The organism is Candidatus Acidulodesulfobacterium ferriphilum (genome assembly GCA_004195035.1).
Lineage (GTDB): Bacteria > SZUA-79 > SZUA-79 > Acidulodesulfobacterales > Acidulodesulfobacteraceae > Acidulodesulfobacterium > Acidulodesulfobacterium ferriphilum.
Map to the genome: position 1 here is coordinate 150,693 of SGBD01000004.1, position 12,272 is coordinate 162,964.

Below are 12,272 nucleotides of genomic sequence, written 5' to 3' on the forward strand. Positions count from 1 at the left end.
TTACTTAAGCCTTTTCTTCTTTAATGTAAGAAACTATTAATGAAATAATCTCGTCTTTTGATTCCGTCGCGAAAATATTCTGGGCATGGGCGCTGCCGTTAAAAAAGCGGATGGTTTTTGGAGACTTGGTCTGGGCATGCATTTTTTTAATGCCTTCCGCAAACTGTTCCCCTTCCGAGCCTAAATAGTGAACGGGGACATCGATAAAATCGATGCCATCGACATAGACGGGGGATAAGGCAATAACGGATTTTATTTCCGACGGTTTAAAAAGTTTCGATGCGTTTAAAACGGCGGCACCTCCCATACTGGAGCCCAAGAGCGTTATGTTTTTTACAAAATCCAAGCTCTTAGCAAAATTAATAGCCCCTATAACATCCTCTCCGTACGCAAAAGGAGATCCCCTGCCCTGTTTTGAATTTCCGTAACCCCTAAAATCGAAGGCTAAAGACGATATTTTATTTTTTAGAAGAACCTCGCACAGGTCATAATAACTTTCTTTGTTAAAAACCTTGCCGTGCGCCAGTATAACAATATCGGGATACGAACCGAATAAAGAACCGTAAATATTTCCGCCGTCGGCGGCTTCAAAACCAACCTCTTTAAAGTTCATGGCTATACCCCCTATTTTTATTTAATATTAATATTTTAGCATATTAATCTATTAATTCAACAACAAGATATGAATTATTAATATTTAAATACGGGGTGTTTATTTGCCAGCACCTCGTTAACCCTTTTAACCTTTGTTCTGCGGGGAGATTTAAGGGCGGCAGATTTTTTGGTTTTAAAGCCGATTTTTTCTACCGCCTTTAGAAACTTGTCTATCGTCTTTACTGACTCTGTCTCTGTCGGTTCTATCATGATAGCGCCGTGTATATTTTTTGGAAAGTAAACCGTTGGAGGATGAAAGCCGTAATCTATTAAAAGCTTTGCAAGTTCAAGGGTTGATATTCCATTATCCTCTATCGCCTTATCGGTAAAAACACATTCGTGCATACATAATCTATCTTCAAAGGGGTCTGCGCCGTTCAATATTTTGCCAAGTCTTTTTTTGATATAATTTGCGTTAAGGACGGCAATTTCGCTGACCGCCGAAATATTATCGTTTCCAAGGGAAAGAATATAAGCGTAAGCCTTTAAAAGGACGCCGAAATTACATAAAAATGGAGCGATTCTCCCGATGGTTTGTTTTTTGTCTTCGCTTAAATTATAATTACCGTTATTAAAACTCACATAGGGTACAGGCAGATAGTCCTTCAGAAAACCCGCGACTCCAACGGCTCCGCTCCCGGGTCCGCCTCCCCCGTGCGGAGTGGAAAATGTCTTGTGTAAATTAAGCTGGATTATATCTATCCCCATATCGGAAACCTTAACATTTCCGATAAAGGCATTAAAATTAGCCCCGTCCATATAAACCAATGAGCCGTTTTTATGCATGATTTCACTTATCTTTTTAATATCTTTTTCAAAAATTCCAAGGGTGTTGGGGTTTGTTATCATTATCGCCGCAACATTTTTAGAGAGGTATCCTTCCACATCTTTTGCCTCGATATGCCCGTTTGCGCCTGTTTTAATTTCCACCGGAGTAAAGCCTGCGAGGGCGGAACTCGCAGGATTGGTTCCATGCGCGCTGTCGGGTATGAGTATGGTATCCCTTTGCTCTCCCTTTAGGTCATAATATCTTTTTATAATCTTTAATCCCGTAAATTCGCCTGCGGCGCCGGCCTGGGGCGAAAAACTAAATTCATCCAAACCTGTAAGCTCGCAAAGAATGAGATTAAAATCGTGTATTATTTTTAAAACCGGCTGAACAAGGTGAACGGGCGTTAAAGGGTGTAAATTTTTTATATTATCAAATGATGCTATTAACTCGTTTATCTTTGGATTATATTTCATGGTACAGGAACCTAACGGATAAAAAACCGAATCTACGCACATATTCCAGCTCGATAGTCTGACAAAATGCCTGACCACGGTCGGTTCTGAAACCTCCGGAAGCCTTGGCGGCTTTTTCCTTATAAATTTTTTATTTATATAATTCTCCGGCGTTTTCTCTAATTCTGAATCTTTAAGCCCGCAATCAGGGATGCTTATGCCGCAAACCCCTTTAGAGCCCTGACGAATTAATAAATCCTCATCAAAAAAAAGACCTGAAATTCCCGGAAAATTTACCATCTTTTACACCGCCGTTTTTATTATATCTTTTGCGCTTTCCGCATATCTTTCGATATCGTCCATATCGTTATTTTCCGTTGCAGAGACCAAAATCCCGCTTTCGGCAATTTGTATGCCTGCTAAAATCCCTTTATCCGCCATTTTTTCAATAAACCGGAGAGCGGTAATTTTTTCATTTTTGATCTTTAATGTAAACTCGTTAAAAAAATCGCCCGAAAACCACGGCTCAAAAAATCCGGTTTTTAGAAGTTTTTCATATAATATATGCGCAAGTTTAAGATTTAAAAGCGATAACTCCCCGAATCCTCTTTTTGAACATAAAGAAAGATAAATGGCCGCCCTGACGGCATTTAAAGAATTGTTAGTGCAAATATTCGAGGTTGCGGCACCGCGCCTTATATGCTGTTCCCTCGTCGCGAGAATAAAGGCATAAGCGTCCTTGTTTTTGGCGTCTTTTGTCTTTCCGACAATCCTTCCCGGCATCTGCCTGATATAATCTTTCTTTGCGCCAAAAAGCCCGAGAAGCGGACCGCCGAAATTCATATAATTGCCGAATGAATTTCCTTCTCCTGCAAATATATCGGCGTTATAAAAACCGGGAGGGTTTATGACGCCGAAACTAAACGGCTCCGTTGAGGAAACAACAAAAAACGGCTTTGGATTAAAGCTGTGAACTAAAGGTTCTAATTCCCCTAAATCTTCTATGATTCCGTAATAGTTCGGCTGCTGAATAACCACCGTGGAAACATTATTTTTAAGTTTTAATTTTAAATCGCTTAAATCGGTTTGACCTGTTTTCCTATCAAGCTTGACCGTTTCTATTTTTGCCTTTATATCACCTATAAATGATTTAATAACCGAAAAATAATGCGGATTAATCCCTTCGGAAATTAAAATTAAATGATCCGAATGGGGATTTATTTCATTTTTTGAATAATTATTTTGAGGCTGCCTGTTTTGGAGACTTTGATTCGGATTTGCATTTAAATAAAGCCTCAGGGACATTAATATCGCCTCTGCCAAGCTTTCTGCGCCGTCATACATAGATGCGTTTACGACATCCATTCCCAAAATCTCTGCCGCCATGGATTGAAATTCAAATAAAGCAAAAAGGGTTCCCTGACTAACCTCAGGTTGATAAGGCGTATATGGAGTATAAAATTCGGATCTGGAAATAAGACTGTCTATTGCCGCTGGAACAAAATGACTATAAACCCCTCCGCCCGCAAAGATAGAAAATCGGTTTTTATCAGGAAGTTTTAAGGCAATATCTTCAAAATAACGGTATAAAGATGACTCATCCATTCCTCGGGAGAGTGTTTTTAAATTATCGGCATCTATTAAAGTAATGTCTCCAATAATTTTCTCGAATAATTCCTTTTTGCCCTCTACATTAAGAACGGAATAAAGCCTTTTAATATCGGTTTCGGAATTTGGAAAATAACGAAAATTAGGCATGGGAGGATGCCACGAAAGATTCATAGGTATTTTTATCCATTAAGCCTGATGCATCCGGACGGTCGTACGTTTCCACTCTGGCAATATAACCTGACCCGTAAGGATCCGTATTAATGAGTTCGGAAGAATCGTTTAAATTGAGATTAACGGAAAGAATTTTAAGGGTGACAGGCGCATATATCTCCGAAACCGACTTTACGGACTCTATTTCCCCTACCTTTTCCCCTTTTTGATAAGTTTTTCCGACATCTGGAAGGGTAATATATATTATATCTCCAAGTTCGGATTGGGCAAAATCGGAAATCCCCAGATAAAAAATATTATCTGTCTCTTTTGAAATCCATTCATGGGATTCCGAGAAATAAAATTGGCCGTTAATCGTCATTTTAAACGCTCCTTACTTAATTTAATTATGTTGATTTGCCTTTTTTGTGAAACGGCGGGTTTACAACCTCAGCCTTTTCGAAATTTCCCCTTATGTCGATAAAAAAGTTTTTTAAAGATGAAGGACTGATATTGGTATCGGAAATATATGCGCTTCCTATAGGAAACTTGTTTGACGGGCTATAAGTCCCGCTGGCAATACATCCGATAGGCTTAAGATTTTCGTCGAGAATTCTTTGTGAATGTCTGGGTATTTGCTTGCCCGAAAGTTTAAAAAAAATAAGTCTTTTCTCTTTGCTTTTAATATTTTTTAGCGCCGCTTTTCCGATAAAATCTTTTGCCCCGGAGAGATATTTTTCAAGACCTGCGTCATAAGGATTAATAGTTTCGTCAAGCTCATGGCCGTAGAGAGGCAAGGCAGCCTCGAACCTCAAAGTATCCCTCGCGCCTAAGCCGACCGGAACAAGGTTTGAAAGATAGCTATGCTTCAAAAGATAGTCCCATATAATTTTTGTCTCTTCGGCCGGCACAAATATTTCGAATCCAAACTCCCCCGTATATCCGCTCCTTGAAATTAAAGCCTCTACATTAACATCTTTAAACAGTATGCAGCTAAACTCAAAATGTTTTAATTCCGTAACGGGCTTAGGCTTATATTTTAAATCAAAAAACCCGCATCTTCCAATTTTGACGATTTCATCTACTAAAGGGTATATTATATCCCTTGATTTAGGACCCTGAACCGAAATAAGTCCGATCTTTTCACTGACATTAGATACATTGACATCGTATCCCTTTTTTTGAAATTCGGATTGCTGATAATGAAGCCATGAAAAATCCTTTTGGGTATTGGCGGCATTTACCACTGCCATAAATTCATTTTCGGAAAACTTAAACATGGTTACATCGTCGATTATCCCGCCCTTTTCATTAAGTATCAATGAATATATTATCTCGTCAGGCTCAATTTTCGAAACATCGGCGGTAAAGACATAATCTACAAAAGCCCCCGCATCATTTCCCTTAATAATTATCTCTCCCATGTGGCTAATATCGAAAAGCCCAGAGTTATTTCTGACATTTAAATGCTCGAAGGTAATGCTTTTGTAATAAAGCGGCATTAAAAATCCAGCAAAAGGGACAATCTTAGCCCCTAATTTTACATGTTCGTCATAGAGGGGGGTTTTTTTGTTAATCTCCGTTTCCATCGAAAATAATCCATTATAAATAAATTTAATTTATTTTTACTTCTGCTTGATTAATTATTATAAATTTTATATAAAAAATCAAGGACATTTTGAGGCTTGAATTTTTGGACCGCTAAATTTATGTTGCAATGGAACAAATAAAATTATATAATGATTTAATTATATAGCGGGGTGGAGCAGTCCGGTAGCTCGTTGGGCTCATAACCCAAAGGTCGCAGGTTCAAATCCTGTCCCCGCAACCATTCTACTATTCCATTCCCAATACTTTCTATTTTTAAATCCGTACACCCCAGAGAAAGGAGTTGACCGATATTAGCCTTAATTATATTAATCTATCCTGTAATAGTCGTCTTCTAATCTTACTATATCGTCTTCCTTAAGATACTCCCCGACCTGAGCCTCTATTAAAACAAGAGGGATAAGACCCGGATTTTCAAGACGGTGAACGGAGCCTATGGGAATATAAGTGGACTCGTTAGCTTTAAGAAGCACGGTTTTATCGTCAACCGTAACTAATGCCGTTCCGCTTGTTACAATCCAGTGTTCCGACCTGTGAAAATGCTTTTGAAGCGATAACTTGGCCCCGGGCTTGACGGAAATCTTTTTTATTTTATAAAGGCTCGATTCCAGTAAAATGGTATAAGACCCCCATGGCCTATGTACCGTCATATGTTGCGCATGGAGTTCCGAATTGCTTTTCTTTAATTCCTCTACAATCTTTTTAACATTTTGCGACGACCCTCTTTTCGCTATTAAAAGCGCATCGTCCGTATCGATAACGATTAAATCCTCTATATCGATTGTGGCAACCATTCTGCTGCTTGACATTATAAGGTTATTTTTTGAATTAATGTTTAACGCGCCTTTTAATACGGCATTGTTATTTTCATCTTTTTTAAACTCGTCGTAAAGCGAATCAAAACTGCCTAAATCGGACCACTCGATGTCGGCAAGTATTGCTTTTACCATGGGAGTTTTTTCTAAAAGCGCAAAATCTATGGAATTTTCTTCTATATTAAGCATATCATTTTCCAAAATTCTTACCATCGAACCGTCTTTTTTGGCATTGCCGTAAGCGGTATTCGAAGATTCATAAATATTCGGGCATATTGTTTTAAGCTCTTTTAGCAATACCTCCGGCTTAAACATAAACATCCCGCTATTCCAATAAAAATTACCGCTTGAAAGGTAACGGCAAGCCGTTTCCTTATCCGGCTTTTCCTTAAAAAAAGCAACGGAAAAAACATCTTCGTATAAATCTACTCCGTCAAATGTATTCGGATTTAACAATATGTTTTTATCGGGATTATGGTTATTCTTATTATTGATTTTATCAATTAAACCGACCCCGCCACCGTTCGAGATAACCTCGATATACCCGTATCCCGTTTCGGGAGACGACGGTTTTATGCCAAACATGACTATATTGCCATCTTTAGCCGATGTTTTAGCAATTTCAATAACTTTCTTATAAGAATTTTGGTTTTTTATTAAATGATCCGACGGGGTAACAAACAGTACATCGTTTTTATTTTGATTTTTAACGGCATCGAAACAGGATAAGGCAATTGCCGCCGCAGTATTTCTACCTGCCGGCTCAAGAATAAACCTGTAATTTTTTACCCCGATTTCTTCGAGCTGGTCAAGAGCAATAAAGTACTGGTCTTTATTCGTAACAATTAAAAAATCGCCGCAAAAATCCCTGTTGCGCAAAACCGTCATTTGAAATAAGGACATATTATCGATTAACTTATAAAATTGCTTTGGAAAAAATTTTCTCGAAATCGGCCACAACCTTGTACCGCTGCCGCCGCATAAAATAACATTGGTCATAACCGCCTACCCCCTTTTTTCTCTCTTTCTTTTCTTTGATAATTATAAATCAATTAAGATAATATGTCCCCATCGGCAAAAGGCATAGATATGTACCTGACTTAAGCGTGCTCTATTAATCTATATAATCTATTAATCCTATCTCCCGATAGAATAATAATTTATGCCTATTTCGGACATCTTTTTAGGGTCGTATATGTTTCTTCCGTCAAATATGACATTGCCTTTTAAATTATCTTTAATCTTTTTAAAATCCGGCACCCTGAAATCGTTCCATTCCGTCGCGATAATAAGCCCGTCGGAATCTTTTAGCGCTCCGTACATATCGCTTGCGTATCCTATCTCGGGAAAAACTTTTTTTGCGTTATCCATCGCAATTGGATCGTAAGCCTTAATTTTCGCGCCGTAAGAAAGTAATTTCGAGATAATAACTAAAGACGGCGCCTCCCTTATATCGTCGGTTTTCGGTTTAAACGATAAGCCCCATAAGGCAAAAGTCTTACCCGAAATATCCCCTTTGAAATATTTCAAAATATAACCCAATAACGCCTCTTTTTGATAATAATTAACCTCATCGACCGCCTTCAGCAGTTTAAAATCGTATCCGTTTGTTTTTGCGGTTTGATAAAGAGCCTTAACATCCTTGGGAAAACAGCTTCCGCCATATCCGATGCCTGGAAATAAAAAAGACTTTCCGATTCTTTTATCGGAACCTATCCCTATTCTTACATTGTCCACATTTGCCCCTGCCAAAGAACATATATTGGCAAGTTCGTTCATAAATGTTATTCTCAATGCAAGCATTGCATTGGCGGCATATTTTGTAAGCTCGGAAGAATTGGTATCCATAAAATATATAGGCGCTCCGGTTCTGACAAAAGGCTCGTAAATCTCGTCCATAATCTCTTTTGCCTTTAACGACTGCTTGTCGGCGTTTATTCCGATAATTATCCTGTCGGGTCTCTGAAAATCTTCTATCGCGGCACCCTCCTTTAGAAATTCCGGATTCGAAACTACGCTAAAATCATCCGTTATTTTCCTCATCATGTCATCGACCTTTCTGCAGGTTCCGACCGGAACGGTGCTTTTTACGACAACAGTTTTGTAACCGTTAATAGAATTTGCGATACTTTCGGCTACCATAAAAACATTAGACAAATCGGCCTCTCCATTTTCCTGAGGCGGGGTTCCCACGGCTATAAAAATAACATCTGTTTTTTTAACGGCAAAATCCATGTCTTCCGTGAAAATAAGCCTTTCATTTTTTACATTTTTACCCACCAGTTCTTTAAGCCCTGGCTCGTAGATGGGTATTATACCGTTGTTTAACGAAAATACCTTGTTTGTATCGTTATCGACGCAATATACGGTGTTTCCGGAATCGGACAAACAAGCGCCCGTAACAAGACCGACATACCCTGTTCCTATAATCGAAATATTCATCTATGAGATAATCCTCCTTCTTTTAACAGTTCTATAATAGAAAAACCATGAAATTCCGCTTATTAAATTTAAAATTTAATAAATTATTTATAGAATATCAATTATATTATGATATAAGGGTTGATTTCTTCAAAAAATAAGATATAGATATATATAAATAAAATTAGTTTAATTGTACATTTATATTAAGAAAAAATCAAAAATATTCTTGAATATTCTTAAGGTTTCCTTTGATTTCTCCAATCTTCCTTAATGGCTTAAATTAATTTTAATTAACATCTTGACTTGTACAAAATAATAAAATATACTAAACAGTAATTATTATTAAATAAAATAATATAACAAAATTAACAAATTAAAAAGGAGGTTTTTTTATGTGCGAATATTGTGAAGAGTATGAAGCGGCCGTTATCGGAAAACCGGTTCCATCATTTGGGGAAATCAATACTTTTGATCCTAAAACAGGCGGATTCGGAAAATTTAGCATAGAAGAGGCTAAAAAAAACAAAAAATGGACTGTTCTCGTATTTTATCCCGCCGATTACACTTTTGTTTGCCCAACCGAACTGCAGGACTATGCAGGGAAACAGGAAGAACTCGAAAAGATGGGCGCTCAAATAATTTCCGTCAGCACCGATACCCATTTTGTCCATATGGCATGGCAAAGAGATGAAAAATTATTGGAAAAGGTAAAATTTGCAATGGGAGCAGATCCAACGGGAAAGGTATCCAGAATATTCGGCGTATATGACGAGGGTTCTGGACTTGCTTTAAGAGGCACATTTATAATTAATCCTGAGGGCACGCTGGTTGCATCCGAAGTCAATTTTTACAATGTCGGCAGAAACGCAGACGAACTTGTTAGAAAGGTTGAAGCAAACATCTATGTTTCAACCCACCCTGATGAGGTTTGCCCCGCAAAATGGCATAAGGGCGGAAAAACGATTAAACCCGGTCCTGCCGTTGTCGGACATGTCTACGAAGCCTTAAAATAAAAAGACAATAAAAAAGGTAAGAAAAAAGGGTCTGATTTCAAATCAGACCCTTTTTTTATTTTTAATTTGTAAGATTATAATATTATTTTTGATGTTATATCATAGACCCTCTTATAAGCCTCTTCAACGCCGCCAAGGTCCCTCCTGAATCTATCTTTGTCAACTTTTTCAAGGGTTATCTTATCCCATAACCTCATTGTGTCGGGAGTAATTTCGTCTGCCAAAAGGACTTTTCCGTTTAAAGTGCCGAATTCCAGTTTGTAGTCCACAAGTAAAAGTCCATTTTTATCAAAAAAATCTTTTAAAATTTCATTTATCTTTAAAGCAATAATTTTAGCCTCTTCTATATCCTTAATTTCTCCTAAATCAAATGCCTTAACATAAGTCTCGTTAATCATCGGGTCGCCAAGTTCATCGCTTTTAAAATATAATTCAACCACGGGAGAGGGTAATTTAACTCCTTCTTCCACCCCCATCTTTTTCGCAAGGCTTCCGGCGGTGATGTTTCTGACCACAAACTCGACTGGAAACATTTTCAAATGGTTTACAAGCATTTCCCTGTTAGATAATTTCTCGATGAAATGACTTTCTATGCCGCGGTCTTTTAAAAGTTTAAATAAAGAGGCGGATATAGCGTTGTTATATTCCCCTTTATTCATAATTATCCCTTTTTTTTGCCCGTTAAATGCCGTTGCATCATCCTTAAAATAGGTTATCAACTTATTTTTATCTCCTGGATGCTCATAAAGTATCTTCGCTTTGCCTTCGTAAATCTTTTTTAAGCTCTTCCCTTCCGCAACTCTTTGACCGCTTCGCTTTCGGCCTTCGGCCCCATGAAGTTCCTTCGAAACTTTCATAAACTCCTCCTTAAGTTTATAAATTAAAAAAATAAACCAAAACTGTCTATATTTTAATCCAAAAACGATTTTAAATCAATTCAAATAATGTTAAAATAAAAGAAACGGCGGCAACTTTTAAAATTGGAATAAAGGAAAAGGCTTTAGCTATTTAACTTTTGATATTATGAAAAACAATAAGGTCTTAGTATATGCATTAATTATATCTCTTATTATACACTCAGCTTTAATCTTGTTTTTATTGGGATACAACAACAAGAAAACCAAAAAGCACCATAAATATACAAAACCTGTCATAGTCGAACCTTATAAATTTATCAAAAACTTAGAAAAATTTAAAATAAAAAAACCAAAATATGCCAGTATTAAACCGCATTCCGCTCCCAAAAATACAAGGTTAAAAGCCCCTTCGTCTTATAGAAGCCCTTCTTACGCGGCCGCTATGACATCCAGCGCCCCGCCTGCACAGGTTCAAAATCGCAGGATTATAAGCAGTTCCCATATTTTTTCAAATAATCATAATGTCCAGCCAAAACAAAATCAAAGATTAAGCAATCTTTATCCTATGGGAAAACAGTTTTTTAATCAAAATCCGCAACCCCAAAAATCTGGGATAAAGAATCCTTCTCATGGAGTAAAATCCGCAACCGTGAACCTGAATACGACAACTATAAAATATGCCTCGTATCTTTTGCATATCAAAAATAAAATAGAAAATGTCTGGGAATATCCGGCAAAGGCGCAAAGAGAAGGAATATCGGGATTGCTTGTTATCGAATTTTCTATAAACAAGAACGGGTCCGTTTACAGAGTGAAAATTTTAAGGACTTCCGGAAAGAAAATGTTGGATAGGGCGGCCGTTAAGGCGATATATGACGCGGCGCGTTATAATCCTTTCCCTCATTACTGGACCATAAAAAGGTTGAATATAATAGGAACCTTCATTTACAGGTTGTCCAATTTTTATCTTTACTAGGACTCAGGTAATATTTTTCGGATTATTTTAATCTACTTTTATTATGTACGGCTTCAGATTGAATTTCTTCGATATTATATTTTCTACTGATTTTGCGCCTTTATTAGTGGAAAATTTTCCGACCCTGACCTGCTCGTAAGAAGCCTTTCCCTTTTTTCCGGAAATACTTATCGGAACGATATAGGCAAAAAAACCCATAGAATTAAGTTTATCGGCCAATTTCTTTGCATCGCTATATTTTGAAAGGGCTGCCACTTGAATCGTGTAATATACCTTGGAAACAAAGGGGGAAGCGGCTGTTTTTTGTTTTACGGGAGGCTTTTTTGTAATATATTTATATATGTAAATAGGTTTTTTCACATACACGATTTTTGTCCTGACCTTGGATTCCGGTTTCGGAGCAGGAGCAAGAGCAGGTTTTTCGGCAGGCTTTTTGGCGGCATTGCCATTTTTTAATGAGGCCAGCTTTGATATCGGGGCAAATTTTATGTTGCCCGTTGAAACAGGAGTCTTTTTTTCAGCCTTTTGGTTGCCGATTATGTTTAAAGGGGAAACCGAAGGGTTGCTCTCAGTTTTTAAAGAAGACTCTTTAATAACGCCCTCTTTTGATTTTCGAGGGGACAATTTTTTTCCCACAAATAATCCTAATGCGAATACTATAAATAGGATTACTAAAAATACAATAGCCGCTGAAAGTTTATCTTTTTTCAAATCAGTTTACTCTATAATTTTTATTATCGTTTATAAGATATAATAAATCTTCAAAACCTGTTATCGTTAATGTAACATCCCTGCTAAAATCAGAACAATTAAAAATCTCTATCCCTGAAATATTATATTTTTTATTACAAACACCCCGCCATGCACATACCGCGCAAAGAACCACATTCTCGTCCATAATATTTTGACCTCTCCAGTTTTATTTATTATAAATCTAAAA

At 37.3% G+C, this 12,272-nt stretch carries 12 protein-coding genes and 1 tRNA gene; 3 read left to right on the forward strand and 10 right to left on the reverse strand.

The genetic code is table 11. The features are described from left to right. Positions 1 to 4: 4 nt before the first annotated feature. From EVJ47_07785 to gcvT, 5 genes are all read right to left on the reverse strand, one after another. Positions 5 to 613, reverse strand: coding sequence for an alpha/beta fold hydrolase (locus EVJ47_07785; GenBank protein RZD14125.1), 609 nt, complete (start codon positions 611 to 613; stop codon positions 5 to 7). Positions 614 to 690: 77 nt separating this feature from the next. Then, on the reverse strand, positions 691 to 2,178 hold the full coding sequence (locus EVJ47_07790) for a glycine dehydrogenase subunit 2 (GenBank protein ID RZD14126.1): 1,488 nt from the start codon (positions 2,176 to 2,178) through the stop codon (positions 691 to 693). Positions 2,179 to 2,181: 3 nt separating this feature from the next. Then, the gene (locus EVJ47_07795) at positions 2,182 to 3,660 is read right to left on the reverse strand and encodes a glycine dehydrogenase (protein RZD14127.1); all 1,479 of its coding nucleotides are present in this window, start codon (positions 3,658 to 3,660) and stop codon (positions 2,182 to 2,184) included. Beyond that, positions 3,629 to 4,021, reverse strand: coding sequence for a glycine cleavage system protein GcvH (gene gcvH / locus EVJ47_07800; GenBank protein RZD14128.1), 393 nt, complete (start codon positions 4,019 to 4,021; stop codon positions 3,629 to 3,631). The genes EVJ47_07795 and gcvH overlap by 32 nt, the downstream gene beginning before the upstream one ends. A 25-nt stretch (positions 4,022 to 4,046) precedes the next feature. Next, positions 4,047 to 5,228 (reverse strand): glycine cleavage system aminomethyltransferase GcvT, encoded by a 1,182-nt coding sequence (gcvT, locus tag EVJ47_07805; protein ID RZD14129.1) that lies wholly within the window; start codon positions 5,226 to 5,228, stop codon positions 4,047 to 4,049. A 165-nt stretch (positions 5,229 to 5,393) separates the two neighbouring features. Between gcvT and EVJ47_07810 the strand changes: the two genes are divergently transcribed. Then, positions 5,394 to 5,470 (forward strand) — tRNA-Met (locus tag EVJ47_07810). Between the two features lie 85 nt (positions 5,471 to 5,555). Here the strand turns inward: EVJ47_07810 and EVJ47_07815 are convergent. Then, a complete protein-coding gene (locus EVJ47_07815; protein RZD14130.1) occupies positions 5,556 to 7,061 on the reverse strand; it encodes a mannose-1-phosphate guanylyltransferase/mannose-6-phosphate isomerase in 1,506 nt (501 codons plus the stop codon). A gap of 138 nt (positions 7,062 to 7,199) precedes the next feature. Beyond that, positions 7,200 to 8,504, reverse strand: coding sequence for a UDP-glucose/GDP-mannose dehydrogenase family protein (locus EVJ47_07820; GenBank protein ID RZD14131.1), 1,305 nt, complete (start codon positions 8,502 to 8,504; stop codon positions 7,200 to 7,202). A gap of 374 nt (positions 8,505 to 8,878) precedes the next feature. On the opposite strand from EVJ47_07820, the gene EVJ47_07825 reads away from it, so the two are divergent. Then, positions 8,879 to 9,499, forward strand: a complete 621-nt coding sequence (locus EVJ47_07825; protein RZD14132.1) for a peroxiredoxin — start codon at positions 8,879 to 8,881, stop codon at positions 9,497 to 9,499. A gap of 74 nt (positions 9,500 to 9,573) precedes the next feature. On the opposite strand, the gene EVJ47_07830 is transcribed toward EVJ47_07825, so the two are convergent. After that, positions 9,574 to 10,356 carry a phosphoribosylaminoimidazolesuccinocarboxamide synthase gene (locus tag EVJ47_07830; GenBank protein ID RZD14133.1) on the reverse strand — a complete coding sequence of 261 codons (783 nt, stop codon included), beginning with the start codon at positions 10,354 to 10,356 and terminating at the stop codon, positions 9,574 to 9,576. Positions 10,357 to 10,522: 166 nt separating this feature from the next. Between EVJ47_07830 and EVJ47_07835 the strand changes: the two genes are divergently transcribed. After that, positions 10,523 to 11,332 carry an energy transducer TonB gene (locus EVJ47_07835; GenBank protein RZD14134.1) on the forward strand — a complete coding sequence of 270 codons (810 nt, stop codon included), beginning with the start codon at positions 10,523 to 10,525 and terminating at the stop codon, positions 11,330 to 11,332. A 27-nt stretch (positions 11,333 to 11,359) separates the two neighbouring features. Here the strand turns inward: EVJ47_07835 and EVJ47_07840 are convergent, their stop codons facing one another. Then, complete coding sequence (locus EVJ47_07840; GenBank protein RZD14135.1) at positions 11,360 to 12,043, reverse strand: hypothetical protein; 684 nt, start codon at positions 12,041 to 12,043, stop codon at positions 11,360 to 11,362. Between the two features lies 1 nt (position 12,044). Next, entirely contained in the window at positions 12,045 to 12,230 is a 186-nt protein-coding gene (locus EVJ47_07845; protein RZD14136.1) for a hypothetical protein, read from the reverse strand. Between the last annotated feature and the right edge of the window lie 42 nt (positions 12,231 to 12,272).